Here is a 15,671-nt window from a genome sequence, read left to right on the forward strand (position 1 = left end):
GACTGACACTTCAGGTCTTGAGCAGATATTACAACGCATTACGATGCTGCAGGAATTGCCTGAGCCCGAGTCGCTAAAGCGTCTGATTGATGCCTTGCGAGTTGCTGATGGCAATAACGAATCGGCAGATGCCAAGATTGATGAACTGATCGAAATTTTGCGTACCAATCCTGAATATGGTGCAGGTTTGGCGGCGTTTATTTTACGCTTGATTAACAAATATCGCCAAATTACGCTATATACCGATACGGGCATTGCTTCGGATCAGAGTTTTTCTAGCAGTGTGTCAAGGCTGATTAGCCATCGGTTTTTGCCATTATTGCCAGAAGAAGATTCGGTGGTGGAGCTTGCCAATTATTTGTTTGATAAACGCAGTGATTGGCGGTGGGTTGAGTCCATCAGTGAGGAGCGTTGGGACGAGCTGGTGCAATTGATTCGTCCTGACGAAAAAGATTTAAGCCTCGTGGCACAGGCCAAAAACAGCATTTTAAACGCCATTGTTGTGCTTTCGTATCGTATCAGTGGTATTGGTTTGCACCCTGAGCTGATGAATTTTTATCCTGAACTGTTGAATTATTCGGCAGCTTTTGTTGCTCAAAACCAAGAGGCGATTTTGTTTGTCAATCAATACCGTCAAGCACATGAGCTGGATTTGATGACGGATGTCATGCCCGAAAATGACATTGACCCTGCTCCTTTGATGGTGATGGTTGAGCAGTGTGAAGATATTGTTGATACTTTACGCAAGCGAGTTTATAAAACAGGGATATCAATTCGTCTGACCAATATGCTGGCTCGGTTGGAGCAGAGCTTGCAGCGTATGCGTACATTGGTTGAGCTGGTTTCTGATGCAGAGCATAAGCGAGATCAGGCGGTGGTGGATTTGACCGTGGAGGTGGTACAAACCGCCAAAACTCGCTATAGTTTTGGTTCGTTAATCGAGTCCAATACTCGGCTTTTGTCGCGAAAAGTTACCGAAAATGCCAGTCGTGTCGGTGAGCATTATATCAGTACTGACAGTACGGGCTATCGCAAAATGTACCAAAAGGCAGCAATCGGCGGTTTGTTTATTGGCTTTATGGCTACGCTGAAAACTTTGGCTTACCATTTGGCATTGGCACCGATTGGCAGGGCGTTTGTCAATAGCATGATTTATGGCTTGGGCTTTGTGTTCATTCATATTGCTCGTGGTACGGTGGCAACCAAGCAGCCAGCAATGACAGCGGCAGCGATTGCCTCTACCATTTCAGAATCCTCTGGCAAAAAAACTCAGCAGCTAACCAAGTTATCTGAATTGATTGTTGATATTTTACGAACACAGTTTGTAGCAATTTTGGGTAATATCTCCGTTGCCATGCCTGTGGCACTGCTGATTGCCATGGCGTGGTCGTATTTTCAGCCCATACCAATGATTGATGGTGCTCAGGCGGCAAAATTACTGCATGAACTTGACCCGATTCGTTCATTAGCCTTGCCTCATGCGGCAATTGCTGGGGTGTTTTTGTTCGTTTCTGGGTTGATTGCGGGTTATTATGACAATTTGGCAGCGTATAATAAGATTGGCGAGCGTATTCGGCGACATTGGCTCTTGATTCGCTTGATGCCCAAGCGATGGCTGGATAAATTGGGCGGTTTTGTTGAGGTAAATTTGGGTGCAATCATGGGTAATTTTATCTTTGGTTGCTTCTTGGGCAGTACGGCAACGGTCGGTTATATGCTGGGATTACCGCTTGATATTCGCCACATTGCCTTTGCTTCGGCGAACTTTGTGCATGGGCTGTATTATCTATCGCCTGAACATTTAACTTGGCAGGTTATTACCCTGTCTTTTATTGGCGTGCTGTTGATTGGTTTTGTAAACTTGATGGTGAGTTTCTCTCTTGCTTTGATGGTGGCACTGCGTTCCAAAGAGGTGAAATTCATGGAATGGAAACGCCTATACAGCATGGTTGTGGGACATTTTTTTGCTCGCCCTCTGGATTTCTTTTGGCCACGCAAACAAACGGTCAAATATGCCAAGATTAACAGCTTTGGTGAGATGATTTTTGAGGAGGCAAGTCCTGCCAAAGAAACTCGCTTTTTCTCAGATTCTATCGTTCGCCGACTGGGTCGCAAGCCCAAAGAAAAAGAAGAGGCAGAAAAGGCGGACAATCAGCCAGAGGATATTCGTGAAGCAATTGAGGCGTATCATAACGATGAATTGGACAATCCGCCCAAGTCAGTCGATGATGCTGAAGATGACGAGATTGCTATCAATCCATTGCCAAAACCTGCCAATCCACCAAAACTGCCCAAATAATCCCAAAGCCCCAGTCAAAGCTGGGGTTTTTGTTATATAAACCAATGGTAGGCGTGATTGCTTTGTTTGTCAGTGGGCTGAATTTATCAACACCATCACAAAGTTTGCGGTGATTTTTATGGGCTGTAGTGGCAAACTGTTAAATTTTTAATATACTAACTGTTTTTATTAATAAAATCGGTGAGAATAGTTTTTGCATAAAAAAACTTGCCAATCATAGCGATTGGCAAGCTCAATAAACCGACAGTAATTAGTCATTTTCAAGGAATGAACGCAAATGCTCAGAGCGAGAAGGGTGGCGTAGTTTACGCAGAGCCTTAGCCTCAATTTGGCGAATGCGTTCACGAGTAACATCAAACTGCTTACCAACCTCTTCTAGGGTATGATCGCTTGGCATATCAATACCAAAACGCATTTTTAGCACTTTTGCCTCTCGTTCGGTTAGGTTGTTTAGCACTTCACGCGTTGCCTCTCTCAAGCCTTCGGCTGTGGCATTTTCTACAGGGCTTGAGATGGTATTATCCTCAATAAAATCACCCAGATGGCTATCTTCATCATCACCAATTGGCGTCTCCATTGAGATTGGTTCTTTGGCGATTTTTAGCACTTTGCGAACTTTTGCCTCGTCCATATCCAAGCGTTCGCCCAGTTCTTCTGGTGTTGGCTCTCGTCCCATTTCTTGCAGCAATTGGCGACTGACACGGTTGATTTTGTTAATCGTTTCAATCATATGCACAGGAATGCGGATTGTGCGTGCTTGGTCGGCAATTGAGCGAGTGATGGCTTGGCGAATCCACCAAGTGGCATAGGTGGAGAATTTGTAACCGCGGCGGTATTCAAACTTATCCACTGCTTTCATCAGACCAATATTGCCTTCTTGGATAAGATCAAGAAATTGTAGACCACGATTGGTGTATTTTTTGGCAATCGAAATCACCAGACGCAAGTTGGCCTCCACCATGTCTTTTTTGGCACGGCGTGCTTTGGCTTCACCGATTGCCATTTGGCGTGCCACAGCTTTCATGTCCTTAATATCCATTTGCAAATTATGCTCATGGGCAAGGATTTTTTGTTGCAAAGCGATGACTTCGGGTTCGATTTTTGCCAAAGTCTCGGCAAAGGCAGCACCACCTGCAATGCGATGAGCCAGCCATTCAATATTGGTTTCGTTGGCTGGGAAGGTTTTTTTGAATTCTTCGATGGGCATCTTGCCACGGCGAATGACTAGTTTCATGATACGCCGTTCATTATTGCGAACATCTTCATAAACTTCTCGCATCAGGGTCATGACTTGGTCTGATAGGCGATTGTTGAGTTTGATGAGCATAAAATGATTGGCAAGCTCATCATTGGCGGCTTTAAGCTGTTTGCTGCCACGACCGTGTTTTTGGAGTGCTTTTTGTGTTTTGTCGTAGAGTTTTTGCATTTCCTCAAAACGAACACACACCTCTTCGGGGTCAAGGCTGGATTCTTCGGCATCTAGCGAGCTTTCATCTGCGTCATCTTCATCCAGATCTTCTGGTGGATTTGGAAAATCAGCCTCTGCCTCAAGGTCAAATTCACCATCATCGGCACTCAAAAATCCCGATACGATATCAGAAATCTTTTTTTCGCCTGTCAGCACTTGCTGGTATTCATCAAGGACAAATTTTACAGTACCTGGCCAATATGCCATGATGTACTGCACTTCACGCGTGCCTTCTTCGATGCGTTTGGCAATGCCAATCTCACCATCTCTGGTCAAGAGATCAACCGTTCCCATCTCGCGCATATACATACGCACAGGGTCGGTGGTGCGACCAGGCTCAGTCTCAACGCTTGCCAATACCGCCGCTGCTTCATCGGCAGCCATGTCATCATCATTACCTGTATTGGACAACAAAATATCATCATCATCAGGTGCAACTTCAAAAACCTGAATGCCCACATCGGTCAGCATCTGAATGATGTCTTCGATTTGGTCGCTTTCGGTAACAGATTCGGGCAGCTGGTCATTGACTTCAGCATAGGTCAAATAACCTTGCTCTTTGCCTAGGCGAATCAGTGCAGCCAATTGCGATGAAGATTCATCGTAATCATCAGCGATAAAATTATTTTCGTTCATGTCATTCATCTCTTGGTGGGCGTGAAGTGGCTCATGCACAATGTAACTTTTTATTATAGTGCTTTTTGTGGTTTTTTTCAAGATGGCTTTGGGCAGGGTGTATCATGGTTTGGTAAGTGCGTTAATTTGCTGGATTTAATTATCCACCCAAGCAATATGCAGCTGACGATTATTTATGATGAATTTATATTTAAAAAGTGGCAATAATTTTTAAAATCTAATATTATTTATAAATATTAATTAATAAATAATGGGTTTGTTGATTTGGCATGGCTGTGTTTTGCCGAAGTGGATTTTGGTTGTTTGTGATGAATCGATTGCTGATATCAAGTGAATTATGATAAGCTATCACTGCTGGCAATTTTGTTAAATTTCTGATAAAAATGACAGCAAATGCCAAGCAAAGGAGGGGTAAATGTCAATCAAGCAACCAAGTGGCACAAAGACCGCACTGGCAATGCTGGCTACGATTGCTGTAGCGGTGGCTGTGCGTGAAATATCTGTATGGCTATGCACTTGGTTTGGTATGCCAACGGCTGCTAATATTGTTGGCTTGCTTGGACTGTTTGCATTATTGATTGTGGTGCGATTGACGGTTGGGTTGCCAGCGTGGCTGTCTGTTTCGGCGAATAAATTGCTTGCCGAAAGTGGTTTTGCTTTTTTGCCAGTATCGGCAGGTGCTGGGATTTTATTATTTGGCTTGGGTGCGGATTTGCCAAAGGTTGCCATGGTGATTGCCCTAAGCACGCTGTTGCCTTTATGGTTGGTTGCTCGCTTGGCTGCCAGCTGGTTATCTGTTGAATCAAATACTGGTGGTCGTGCCGATGATGCTTGATACTGTATCTGTTGCAATGGCGTTTATCATCACTTTGATTGCCCATGTTGCCGCCAAATATGTGCTAAAGTATATCAACCGCCATATACAAGGCGTGCCATTGATTATTGTTGCGATTGTGCTGACCTTGTTGCTGTTGTTTGTATTTTCGGTGGATTATGCCACTTATTATGCCAGCAGTAAGCCGATATTTGATCGCTTGCTGGGCTATAGTACGGTTTTGTTGGCTGTGCCATTGGCTGGCATGAGTTTTCAGGATTTGCCAATCAAGAAATTAAGCCTAATCGTCGTGCTTGCCAGCCTCACTGGAGTGCTATTGCCAATGACTTTGGCTTATGTTTTTATGCTGAATTTGCAAACCATCTTGGCATTTGCCACTCGCTCTGTTACTACACCTGTGGGACTGTCTGTGGCACAAATCATTGATGCACCGCTGGTGCTTGCCAATCTGATTATTATCGTTTCGGGGATTTTGGGTGCTTTGCTGTGCCGTGTGTTGTTTGCTCGCATTGATGATGATCGGGCAAAGGGCTTGGCATTGGGATTGGTGGCACACGCCATTGGTACGGTGGAGGCTTGGAGCATTAGCCCAGTGGCAGGGCGTTATGCGGCATTTGGGTTAGCGGTCAATGGCTTATTGACGGCGTTGTGGTTGCCACCTGTGTTGTTGTGGTGGTTAAATTAATCCATGATTACAAAGTGTATCGCCGTATCCGCCAACAAGCGTATTTTCACCATATTGTATATTTGCAACAGCGGTTTTTCTTTTGTTGATTAAATCAAAATCCAGCACTTTGATTATACCATAACAAACCAAATTATCATGGATAAATACCAAAACTGACCATGTATAAATTGCCATACATAAAAAAGTCTTATAAATACCTCGCAAAATCATTCGCGAATAAGATGGGCGATAAAGCAGTAAGGTCAGAAAAACTTTGGCGTTAATATGTTTCTGTAATGTAGCATTTTGCATCTTTGATGATTTGCCTGTACTATTTATCATTTTTATGATATAATCGCAGAAATTTTTTTGTGATGAAGACAATATGCAAACTTCAAACCTCCATATTCATGCTCTTGTGGCAGCGACATTTGGTATGCTAAGCAGTACTGCATTTGCCCAAAATCCAGTTTCGGTATATATCGCACCACAAGCTTCAGCAAGCACTTCTGTGGCTTCGGTTTATACTTTATCAAACAGCAATAACGCCGTCGAGCAAAAATTGCTAAGCAGTCTGCAAGCAAATACCGCAGGCTCACAAAAATACACACAACTTAGCACCACGCAACCTGTGGTGAATTTTTCTGCTACCGCTGCAAATACCGCAACAGCCAGCAGCTATGCTGCTTATGAGTCTGGTGCATACTCACAGCGTAGTATGTATGATGATTTGATTCGTGATGCGGCGGCACGATATGGTGTTGATCCTGGCTTGGTGAAGGCAATTATTCATACCGAATCAGCATTCAACCCACGAGCCAGATCGCCAGTTGGTGCGATGGGCTTAATGCAGTTGATGCCAGCAACAGCACGCTATATGGGCGTTTCTAATGCTTGGGATCCTGCCCAAAATATTGATGGTGGTACCAAATATTTGGCATATCTACAGGGTCAATTTAGCAATCCTGATCATGTTATTGCTGCCTATAATGCAGGGCCGGGCAATGTCCGTAAGCATGGCGGTATCCCACCATTTCGCGAGACTCGCAACTATGTTGTCAAGGTAAACGATCGTTATAATAATATCTATCGTCTTGATGCGAATCTATATCAAGGCTTTGATGCCAATCGTGCTGTCTTGGCAATGAATGCTACAGCAACGCCAGCAGCTTCTGTCAGCACACAGACAACCTCATACGCACAGCCAGTTAATCAGGCAACCCCTGTTAATCCAACCGTTGGTCGCGAAGGTTCGGCACAGATTTATTTCTTGAATAAATAATTAAATCTTAATAAATAAAATAGGCAATCTGAAAATATCAGGTTGCCTATTTGTTATTATTCATAATCATTGTGCCAAAATATCAAGATATTGTTTGCTTTTTGTTTAAATTGGATGAAATAATCAAAAGATTCAAGTTTTTAGCTTTTATTTTGCTGTTTTGTCCTTATAATATAACTGTTTGATTTTTTGTAAATTAATATAACCATGGCTTAAATAAAAGGAAAATTTCTGTATGATGCGAATTGGTTTGTTTTTATTGACCAACTTAGCCGTTTTGATTGTGTTTAGCATTGTCTTTGCTGTGCTATCACGAGTATTTGGCTTGGGCAGTGTGTTTGGTGCAGGTGGACTAAATTACACCAGCCTTGCGGTGATGTGCCTTGTTTGGGGCGTGGTTGGTTCAATGATTTCATTGTTTTTGTCAAAATGGACGGCAAAAAAATCAACAGGCACGGTGGTGATTGATGTACCAAAAAATGGCACGGAGCAGTGGCTGGTTGATATGGTTGCTCGCCAAGCCAAAGCGATGGGCATTGGTATGCCAGAGGTTGGGATTTTTGATAATCCACAGCCAAATGCCTTTGCAACTGGCTGGAATAAAAACAACGCCTTGGTTGCAGTTTCTACAGGCTTGATTCATACGATGACCCCTGATGAGGTTGAGGCGGTACTGGCACATGAGATTGGCCATGTTGCCAATGGTGATATGATAACGCTTGCCTTGATTCAGGGCGTGGTCAATGCGTTTGTTATGTTCTTTGCTCGTGTTATTGGCAATTTTGTTGATCGTGTTGTTTTTAAAAACGAAAGCAATTCTCCCGGGGTTGCATATTATGTCACCAGTATCGTGATGGATATTTTGCTTGGCATATTGGCATCGGCAATCGTGATGTGGTTCTCTCGTTTGCGTGAGTATCGTGCTGATGAAATGGGTGCCAAGCTGGCAGGTCGTGATAAGATGATTAGTGCCTTAAATGCATTGCGTCCTGCTGAGGCTCGTCCAGACACCATGCCAGAGGCGATGAAGGCTTTTGCCATCTCATCAGGACAGTCGCAGAGCTTTAGCATTGCTCACTTATTCCGCTCACACCCAAGTTTGGACGATCGTATCGCTGCATTACAAAAGTTGCATTAAGATATGATAAATAAAACAGACCTTCGATAAAAGGTCTGTTTTTTTATTGCGATGACGGCAGGTTTGATGTTTTTGCAGTTTATTGACAAAAAGGATCAAGCTCTTCTGGGGGTGTGATTTTTGGCATATCGCTGCTGATTTGTTCAAATGGCTCAAGCACAGGCTGCAGGCTGGCTGCTTGCTCGGCAGGTAGCACAGCTGTGGCAGATAATCCGTATTGTCCCAGCAGTTGTTTTATTTTGTTGGCGGATAGCTGCACATCTAGCACCTGTCGCCCTTGCTCATCGTAACTATGATGGCTGATAACGCCAAGATTGTGCAGTGTATTGTGCAAAGCACCTGCATGATGCGGCAGGGTGAGCGTGTAATGATTCACCGTGCCAGACAGCAATTCTTGCACTGCTGTGATAAGTTTGTCAATACCCAAGTTTTGTTGAGCGGAGATATATACACGGTGTGGTTTGTGCGGTTCTTGATAATATAAGGCAGGAGTTTCGCCACTTTTGTCAATTTTATTAAATACCAATAAAATCGGTGCGTCAGCTTTGATTTGTGCTAGTACATCATTGACTGCTGCAATCTGTGCGTGCATATCCTCACTTGCTGCATCAACCACATGCAGCAGCAAATCCGCCTCCAAAGTTTCTTCAAGAGTGGCATGAAAACTCTCAACCAGCTCGTGTGGCAGATGACGCACAAAACCAACGGTATCTGCCAGCACCACATTGCCAACGCCCGGCCAAGCAACTTTTCGTAAGGTGGGGTCTAGCGTGGCAAATAATTGGTCGGCTGCATAGATGTTATCATCAGTTAGGCGGTTAAACAGGGTGGATTTGCCTGCATTGGTATAGCCAACCAGCGAAATGGTGGGAATTTCGGATTTTTGGCGTTTGGCACGACCTTGGGCACGAGTTTGTTTGACTTTATCCAATTTTGCCTTCAGCTGAGTTACGCGAATTTGTAATAATCGGCGGTCGGTTTCTAGTTGTGTCTCGCCCGGCCCTCGCAAGCCGATACCGCCTTTTTGTCGCTCCAAATGCGTCCAGCCACGAACCAGTCGTGTGGCAAGATGGTTAAGCTGTGCCAGTTCAACCTGTAGCTTGCCTTCATAGGTTCTGGCTCGTTGTGCAAAAATATCCAAAATCAGCCCTGTGCGATCCAGCACGCGGCATTTGACCAGTGCTTCCAGATTGCGTTCTTGGCTGGGTGTGAGTGTGTGGTTAAAAATTACCACGATATCATCGGTTTGATTGGATTCACGAAAACGCTTGACGGCATCGGCAATCTCTTCGGCTTTGCCAGTACCGACAAAATATTTGGCGTGTGGCTTGTTGCGAGTACCTGTGATGGTCTCAATCTCGTTAGCACCTGCCGAATGCACCAGCAGGCGAAACTCCTCCAAGTCATCAGGGTCGCTGATTTGATGAATGTCCAAATGTACCAAGATGGCGTTTTCACCACCTTCATGCCGTTCAAAATACTGCAAAATACTTCCTTTTTAAAATATTACTATCAAAATATTACCAAACTTGGACAGATTTATCCAGTTGTTGTGCTGCTTGTTGATAAATTGTGTTGGGTGTGTGATTTTCAAGTGGCAGGGCGTAGGGCTGTCATTTTATTGGTGTTTTCTGTGATGATTTTTCATCATGGGCGATAAAAATACAAATCTATGTTACAATAAACAGTGGCTTTTGCCAAATATGAACTTGTATGGATTGTGTGAAAAGGCGTGTTATGTCATCACAAGCAAAAAATTTTCAGCTGATTTCTCGGCACAAATCGCTTGATTTGTCCACACCTAAGATTATGGGTATTTTAAATATCACGCCTGATTCATTTTCTGATGGTGGGCGTTATACCAACCTTGATGACGCACTAAGACAGGTTGAGTATATGATTGAGCAGGGCGTGCATATTGTTGATATTGGTGGCGAATCTACTCGCCCAAATGCCCTGCCTGTCAGCAGTGATGTTGAGATTGCTCGTGTGCTGCCTGTGGTGATGGCAATTCGCCAAAGGTTCGGTGATGGGCTGTGGCTGTCTTTGGATACCAGCAACCCAAGCCTGATGCAGGCAGGCATTGAGGCAGGGGCGGATATGATTAATGATGTACGAGCCTTGACCCGCAAAGGGGCAGCGGCGGTGGCAGCAAATCTGAATGTGCCTGTTGTGCTGATGCACCACCGCGGTGAGCCAGATGAGATGGATCGCCTTGCCAGCTATCATGATGTGTTAAATGAGGTGATTGCTGAGCTTGGCAATCATGTCAATACTGCCATAAAAGCAGGCGTTAGTCGCGATAATATCATCATTGATGTAGGCATGGGATTTGCCAAAAATTTTGCCGAGCATCGTATTTTGACAAAAAATCTGGACAAAGTCATCGGGCATTTTGGCTTACCAATGCTGTTCGGCGTTTCTCGTAAACGGTTTTTGGGCGAGATTTTACAAAATGGTCAAAAAGCTTGGCATAATCACGAGCCAAGTAAGAGAGATACACTTGGTGCGGCGATGTCGCTTTTGGCGGTGCAGGCAGGGGCGAGCATTGTGCGTGTGCATGATGTTGCCAAAACAGCACAGGTATTGTCTCTTTGGCAGCAGATTTATGGTGATGAATAGAATATAAGTAAAAATTATTAATAAGTGTAAAATTTATCAAATATGCCAAAATTACCCGTAATACGCATGGAGCAGGAAAATTTGCCCAAAGCATGATGTGAATAATTGACCGCAAACAGGGCAGTCTTAGCTTTTTTGCTGTGCCAAGATATGTAAGGCAGTTAGGGCGACCACAGGGGCGGTCTCGGTACGCAGGATTCGCTCACCAAGCGTCCAAGGGACAAAGCCATGTTGTATGGCAAGGCTGATTTCATCAGGGCTAAGACCGCCTTCTGCACCAATCAACAGGCTGATGTGATGAGGCAGGGGTGTGCTAAAGTCTGGATTGCCATCGGTTAATGTCAGCACAAGTTTTAGCTCTGCTTGACAGGCTGCCACCCATTCGTCAAGTGCAACTGGCGGGGTGATTTGGGGGACAAGATTTAGCCCACATTGCTCACAGGCAGCTATGGCAACGGCTTGCCAATGGTCTAGTTTTTTTAAATCTCGTTCGTACTTTAGGTGTGCCTGACATCGCTCACTGGTCAGTAGCTCAATGCGATGTACGCCCATTTCGGTGGCCTTTTGAATGGCATAATCCATGCGTTCGCCACGACTCATCACCAATCCAATGCTGGCAGCAAAAGCAGGTGTGCGATTGATGGGGTTGAATTCACCAATCGCTACAGTGGCTGTTTTTTTATCAATTGCAGTTAGCGTGGCTTGGTATTCGCCGCCACGACCATCGAACAAAATAGCACCATCACCAACTTTGGCACGCAGCACCTTGCACCAATGATGATAAATTTCATCAGGCAGTTGTATTGTTTGTCCGATGTGCTGTTGGCTTAGCTGACTGTTAATAAAAAATCGTGGCATAATGTTGACAGACTGATGTGCTGATTATGAAGTCAAACCCAAAGCCTTGACAAGCTCTTTGTTTGGTTCGGTGCTGTTCATGCTATAAAAATGCAACGCAGGCACACCTTCACGAATCAATCTTTGGCACAGGGTATGCACCACCTCAAAGCCAAATTGGCGAATTGCCTTGCGATCATCGCCAAAATCTGCCAACTGTTTGCGAATGTAGCGTGGAATATCTGCACCACACCCATCAGCAAAACGGATGATATTGGAGGCATTGGTAATGGGCATGATGCCTGCAATGATGGGGAATTGATCTTGATGCACACCTTTTTTGGCCAATTTATCACGCAAAAACAAATAGCTGTCAGCGTTATAAAAAAACTGTGTAATTGCTTCATTGGCACCAGCGTGATACTTGGCAACTAGGTTATCAATATCGGCATCAAAGTTGCGTGCTTGTGGGTGCATTTCTGGATAGGCGGCCACCTTGATGGTAAAATGCTCACCGCTGTGCTGGCGAATAAATTTCACCAAGTCAAGTGCATAAGGCAACTCACCATAGCCAACTTGACCGCTAGGTAGATCGCCACGCAATGCCACGACTCGGGTTACGCCAAGTGATTTATAAAAATCAAGTAACTCACCGATTTCGGCTTTGGTGTCGCCAATGCAAGACATATGCGGTGCAATGGGTGTGTCAGATTGCTTGCTTAATGCCTCAACAATACCCAGTGTGCGTTCGCGTGTTGAGCCACCAGCCCCATAGGTTACGCTAAAATACTGCGGATTTAGGGCGTTTAGTGTGTCAAAAGTGGTCAAAAGTTTGTCTTGGGCTTCGTCCGTTTTGGTGGGAAAAAACTCAAAAGAAAATGGGACTTTGTTGTTTGTGTTGTTTGGCTTGGTTTGGTTTTGTAATTCTGATTTGACAGAATTTAATAGGGTTTCAATGTCATTAAGACGATTTAAAAGTGATTGGGTCATTTTAAAGCTCTATTTAAATTAAGGGGTTAATAACGGTTAAAAAAGGATAATCGGTAAAGTCTCTGGTGTTGGCGGTATAAATACCGTTGATGCCATTGTCTTTTAGGGTAGCTGTAATGGCGGTATCAAATATTTTATTTCTTGAAAAATGTGTTTTGATTAGGTCAGCAAAAGTGGTAATTTGTGTATTTTTTGGGTGAATGATTGTTAATCCACAGTCTTGTAAATAATCAATAACATCAATGGCTTGTTGGGGTGTTAGGGGTCTTTCTAATCTGTGCCAAGTAATGCTGTGTACAAACTCAATACAGCTTTGTTGGCAGATGCAAATGGATAATTGACCAAATTCGTCAAACTGGGTCATTTTTTGCGATAAAAATTGCCCTGCCTTTTGATGAAAAGGCGAGCCTTGATTATAGGCATAAACCAAAATATTGGTATCAATGGCAAATGGTTTATTTATCATCATCAATACCTAAGATTTGTTTGTGTCTTTCTTCGTATATTTCGTTACGAGTGGGCGTATCAATATTTCCCAAATCAAAAGGCGTTAATTCAAATGCTTTTTTGGGTTTATTTGATGGTTCGGGTGCTATTTGCTTTAAGCTGTCGGCAATGGCAGATATTGCCTGTATCCGCTCTTGATAGCTGGCATTGACAATTTCATAAATCGCTTGTTCAATGGCCATCTTTCACTCCTTATTTAAAATTTAGTGATTAAAAAACTCACCCCAATCATTATCCACATCAGCACTTCTAATAATAAACACACATAAATATATTTGCCTTTATCTTTTTGACCAAGACCAACAAAAGAAACAGCCAAGAATGAGGCATAAATCACCATAATGACATCACGCCCAATGCCCTGCCATAATAATATCGTACAAATAATAAAACAACCGACATTGAGCGATAAGCTAATTAAGTCTTGAATTTTAGTCCAGTTCGGCACGGCTAAATAAATCCAAAATTAGCTCATTATCATCAAGAGCATTTTTAAAAGCGATGATAAATTCTTTTAAAGCGTTCGTATCAGCGTGATTTGCCCATACGCAAAACATACTACTTTCGCTATCAAAGTGAATTTTATCCGTCAAATGGGGCATTTTTTCGTCCAAAAACACAACTGCCAACGATTGCCAATCATAGCCATTCCCTTCAAAGTCTTCATCGGCACGGTTATCAAAGATGTGTTGTTTATAATCGCCAACGTCGCTCATAATGACCGAAACGCTGTCTTCGTGTTCTATCCATTTAAAGGGGGTGATTTGGTTTTTAAAATCGGACATTATTATCTCCTTAATAAATTTACAATAAAAGTGGCATTAAACAATACCACTTTTATCATAGCAATGATTAAAAGTAAAATCAAGTCATCAGTATTTATATTCGTCCGCCTTAAAAGGGCCGTCCACAGGCACGCCCAGATAATCCGCTTGCTCTTGGGTGAGTTTGGTAATAACTCCGTTAAAGCCTGCAACCATGGCGGCGGCAACTTCTTCGTCCAGTTTCTTTGGCAGGACTTTGACATAAACCTTGTCCGCTTTGGTAGCTGCTGGCAAATCAGCAAATTTTTCTTGATACAGATGAATCTGTGCCAGCACTTGGTTGGCAAATGAGCCGTCCATGATGCGTGATGGGTGGCCTGTGGCGTTGCCAAGATTCACCAAACGACCTTCTGATAGGATAATCAGATAATCACTGTCATCATTTGAGCGATATACTTGATGCACTTGTGGCTTGACCTCAACCCATTTCCAGTTATCACGCATAAATTGGGTGTCAATTTCGGTATCAAAGTGTCCGATATTACAGACCACAGCGGTTGATTTTAGGGCTTTTAGCATATCGGCATTACACACATGATAATTGCCCGTTGTGGTAACGATAAGGTCGGTATCTTGTAGTAAGGTGGTATTTACGCCATTGGCAGGGTCGCCATCAACAAACGGTGAAACCAACTCATAGCCGTCCATGCACGCCTGCATGGCACAGATTGGGTCAATCTCACTGACACGCACAATCATGCCTTCTTGGCGTAAACTTTGAGCAGAGCCTTTACCAACATCGCCATAACCGACAACCAAGGCACGGCGACCTGATAGCAACATATCGGTACCACGCTTAATGGCATCGTTGAGCGAGTGGCGGCAACCGTATTTGTTGTCGTTTTTGGATTTGGTAACTGCGTCATTGACATTGATTGCAGGGACTTTTAATTCACCTTTGGCAAGCATATCAATCAAGCGATGCACGCCTGTGGTAGTCTCTTCGCTAATGCCATGAATGCGATCTAGCATTTGTGGGTATTTGTTGTGAATGAGTGCGGTCAAATCACCCCCATCGTCCAAGATAAGGTTGGCGTCCCACAGTTTGCCATCTTGGTGAATTTGTTGCTCTAGGCACCATTCGTATTCTTCTTCGGTTTCGCCTTTCCATGCAAACACAGGAATACCAGCAGCGGCAATGGCAGCGGCAGCGTGGTCTTGGGTAGAGAAGATATTGCAAGAAGTCCAACGAACTTCGGCACCCAATGCCACCAAGGTCTCAATCAGTACCGCAGTCTGAATGGTCATGTGGATACAGCCGACGATTTTGGCACCAGCCAGTGGTTGGGTGGCTGCATAACGCTTACGCAGACCCATCAAAGCAGGCATCTCGGTTTCGGCAAGTTTTATCTCTTTGCGACCAAATTCGGCAAGGCTGATATCAGCCACTTTATAATCAGTAAATGCAGACACTGCGTCCACTCCTTTAAATTGAATAAATTAAAATTGGCGAATAAAACGCAGATGTCGTTGATTATTTTCAAATAACCACATTTGAAAAAGCAAGCCTCACCGAAAACGGTTGCAACATCTCTTGCTGATTGGATTTGTTATTATAACAAACAT

General features: G+C 43.8%; 16 protein-coding genes. 6 read left to right on the forward strand and 10 right to left on the reverse strand.

All coding sequences use genetic code 11. The annotated features are described in order from the left end of the window. Nucleotides 1–43: 43 nt before the first annotated feature. On the forward strand, nucleotides 44–2,299 hold the full coding sequence (locus tag EL162_RS06555) for a site-specific recombinase (RefSeq protein ID WP_227543454.1): 2,256 nt from the start codon (nucleotides 44–46) through the stop codon (nucleotides 2,297–2,299). Nucleotides 2,300–2,549: 250 nt separating this feature from the next. Here EL162_RS06555 and rpoD read toward each other — a convergent pair whose 3' ends face one another. Further along, on the reverse strand, nucleotides 2,550–4,403 hold the full coding sequence (gene rpoD / locus EL162_RS06560; RefSeq protein WP_126331698.1) for an RNA polymerase sigma factor RpoD: 1,854 nt from the start codon (nucleotides 4,401–4,403) through the stop codon (nucleotides 2,550–2,552). A 415-nt stretch (nucleotides 4,404–4,818) separates the two neighbouring features. Here rpoD and EL162_RS06565 point away from each other — a divergent pair, with 415 nt between their 5' ends. Both EL162_RS06565 and EL162_RS06570 read left to right on the forward strand, forming a co-directional pair. After that, nucleotides 4,819–5,238, forward strand: coding sequence for a CidA/LrgA family protein (locus tag EL162_RS06565; protein ID WP_076555211.1), 420 nt, complete (start codon nucleotides 4,819–4,821; stop codon nucleotides 5,236–5,238). Beyond that, nucleotides 5,231–5,923 (forward strand): LrgB family protein, encoded by a 693-nt coding sequence (locus EL162_RS06570; protein WP_126331699.1) that lies wholly within the window; start codon nucleotides 5,231–5,233, stop codon nucleotides 5,921–5,923. The genes EL162_RS06565 and EL162_RS06570 overlap by 8 nt, the downstream gene beginning before the upstream one ends. On the opposite strand, the gene EL162_RS06575 is transcribed toward EL162_RS06570, so the two are convergent. Further along, complete coding sequence (locus EL162_RS06575) at nucleotides 5,915–6,217, reverse strand: hypothetical protein (protein WP_126330945.1); 303 nt, start codon at nucleotides 6,215–6,217, stop codon at nucleotides 5,915–5,917. The two genes, EL162_RS06570 and EL162_RS06575, sit on opposite strands and share 9 nt — an antisense overlap. Nucleotides 6,218–6,290: 73 nt before the next feature. On the opposite strand from EL162_RS06575, the gene EL162_RS06580 reads away from it, so the two are divergent. Both EL162_RS06580 and htpX read left to right on the forward strand, forming a co-directional pair. Continuing rightward, complete coding sequence (locus tag EL162_RS06580) at nucleotides 6,291–7,187, forward strand: lytic transglycosylase domain-containing protein (protein WP_126330947.1); 897 nt, start codon at nucleotides 6,291–6,293, stop codon at nucleotides 7,185–7,187. 235 nt (nucleotides 7,188–7,422) lie between these two features. Then, entirely contained in the window at nucleotides 7,423–8,325 is a 903-nt protein-coding gene (htpX, locus tag EL162_RS06585) for a protease HtpX (protein WP_126330948.1), read from the forward strand. A gap of 79 nt (nucleotides 8,326–8,404) precedes the next feature. On the opposite strand, the gene hflX is transcribed toward htpX, so the two are convergent. After that, nucleotides 8,405–9,811, reverse strand: a complete 1,407-nt coding sequence (gene hflX, locus EL162_RS06590; RefSeq protein ID WP_126330950.1) for a ribosome rescue GTPase HflX — start codon at nucleotides 9,809–9,811, stop codon at nucleotides 8,405–8,407. Nucleotides 9,812–10,062: 251 nt separating this feature from the next. Here hflX and folP point away from each other — a divergent pair, with 251 nt between their 5' ends. After that, the gene (gene folP / locus EL162_RS06595) at nucleotides 10,063–10,947 is read left to right on the forward strand and encodes a dihydropteroate synthase (RefSeq protein ID WP_076555217.1); all 885 of its coding nucleotides are present in this window, start codon (nucleotides 10,063–10,065) and stop codon (nucleotides 10,945–10,947) included. Between the two features lie 126 nt (nucleotides 10,948–11,073). Here the strand turns inward: folP and EL162_RS06600 are convergent, their stop codons facing one another. From EL162_RS06600 to ahcY, 7 genes are all read right to left on the reverse strand, one after another. Next, nucleotides 11,074–11,805 (reverse strand): 16S rRNA (uracil(1498)-N(3))-methyltransferase, encoded by a 732-nt coding sequence (locus EL162_RS06600; RefSeq protein WP_126330952.1) that lies wholly within the window; start codon nucleotides 11,803–11,805, stop codon nucleotides 11,074–11,076. Between the two features lie 24 nt (nucleotides 11,806–11,829). Then, nucleotides 11,830–12,774, reverse strand: coding sequence for a methylenetetrahydrofolate reductase [NAD(P)H] (metF, locus tag EL162_RS06605; RefSeq protein ID WP_076555219.1), 945 nt, complete (start codon nucleotides 12,772–12,774; stop codon nucleotides 11,830–11,832). 13 nt (nucleotides 12,775–12,787) lie between these two features. Further along, on the reverse strand, nucleotides 12,788–13,240 hold the full coding sequence (locus EL162_RS06610) for a type II toxin-antitoxin system VapC family toxin (RefSeq protein WP_076555220.1): 453 nt from the start codon (nucleotides 13,238–13,240) through the stop codon (nucleotides 12,788–12,790). After that, nucleotides 13,230–13,463 carry a hypothetical protein gene (locus EL162_RS06615; protein ID WP_076555221.1) on the reverse strand — a complete coding sequence of 78 codons (234 nt, stop codon included), beginning with the start codon at nucleotides 13,461–13,463 and terminating at the stop codon, nucleotides 13,230–13,232. The genes EL162_RS06610 and EL162_RS06615 overlap by 11 nt, the downstream gene beginning before the upstream one ends. Nucleotides 13,464–13,477: 14 nt before the next feature. Beyond that, nucleotides 13,478–13,729, reverse strand: a complete 252-nt coding sequence (locus tag EL162_RS06620; protein WP_126330957.1) for a hypothetical protein — start codon at nucleotides 13,727–13,729, stop codon at nucleotides 13,478–13,480. Then, nucleotides 13,713–14,066: an Imm51 family immunity protein gene (locus EL162_RS06625; RefSeq protein ID WP_197718965.1), complete on the reverse strand. Its 354-nt coding sequence runs from the start codon at nucleotides 14,064–14,066 to the stop codon at nucleotides 13,713–13,715. Before EL162_RS06625 ends, EL162_RS06620 begins: the two co-directional genes overlap by 17 nt. Nucleotides 14,067–14,153: 87 nt before the next feature. Beyond that, complete coding sequence (ahcY, locus tag EL162_RS06630; protein ID WP_126330959.1) at nucleotides 14,154–15,527, reverse strand: adenosylhomocysteinase; 1,374 nt, start codon at nucleotides 15,525–15,527, stop codon at nucleotides 14,154–14,156. Nucleotides 15,528–15,671: the final 144 nt, after the last annotated feature.

It is taken from the genome of Moraxella cuniculi (assembly GCF_900637105.1).
GTDB lineage: Bacteria > Pseudomonadota > Gammaproteobacteria > Pseudomonadales > Moraxellaceae > Moraxella > Moraxella cuniculi.

Excerpts from the sequence above, each read along its gene's own strand:
- EL162_RS06580 (WP_126330947.1), top strand. The coding sequence starts at position 6,291 with ATGCAAACTTCAAACCTCCATATTCATGCTCTTGTGGCAGCGACATTT.
- EL162_RS06610 (WP_076555220.1), bottom strand. The coding sequence starts at position 13,240 with ATGATAAATAAACCATTTGCCATTGATACCAATATTTTGGTTTATGCC.
- EL162_RS06575 (WP_126330945.1), bottom strand. The coding sequence starts at position 6,217 with ATGCAAAATGCTACATTACAGAAACATATTAACGCCAAAGTTTTTCTG.
- folP (WP_076555217.1), top strand. The coding sequence starts at position 10,063 with ATGTCATCACAAGCAAAAAATTTTCAGCTGATTTCTCGGCACAAATCG.
- rpoD (WP_126331698.1), bottom strand. The coding sequence starts at position 4,403 with ATGAACGAAAATAATTTTATCGCTGATGATTACGATGAATCTTCATCG.
- EL162_RS06570 (WP_126331699.1), top strand. The coding sequence starts at position 5,231 with ATGCTTGATACTGTATCTGTTGCAATGGCGTTTATCATCACTTTGATT.
- EL162_RS06565 (WP_076555211.1), top strand. The coding sequence starts at position 4,819 with ATGTCAATCAAGCAACCAAGTGGCACAAAGACCGCACTGGCAATGCTG.
- htpX (WP_126330948.1), top strand. The coding sequence starts at position 7,423 with ATGATGCGAATTGGTTTGTTTTTATTGACCAACTTAGCCGTTTTGATT.
- metF (WP_076555219.1), bottom strand. The coding sequence starts at position 12,774 with ATGACCCAATCACTTTTAAATCGTCTTAATGACATTGAAACCCTATTA.
- EL162_RS06555 (WP_227543454.1), top strand. The coding sequence starts at position 44 with ATGCTGCAGGAATTGCCTGAGCCCGAGTCGCTAAAGCGTCTGATTGAT.
- EL162_RS06600 (WP_126330952.1), bottom strand. The coding sequence starts at position 11,805 with ATGCCACGATTTTTTATTAACAGTCAGCTAAGCCAACAGCACATCGGA.
- EL162_RS06625 (WP_197718965.1), bottom strand. The coding sequence starts at position 14,066 with ATGTCCGATTTTAAAAACCAAATCACCCCCTTTAAATGGATAGAACAC.
- EL162_RS06615 (WP_076555221.1), bottom strand. The coding sequence starts at position 13,463 with ATGGCCATTGAACAAGCGATTTATGAAATTGTCAATGCCAGCTATCAA.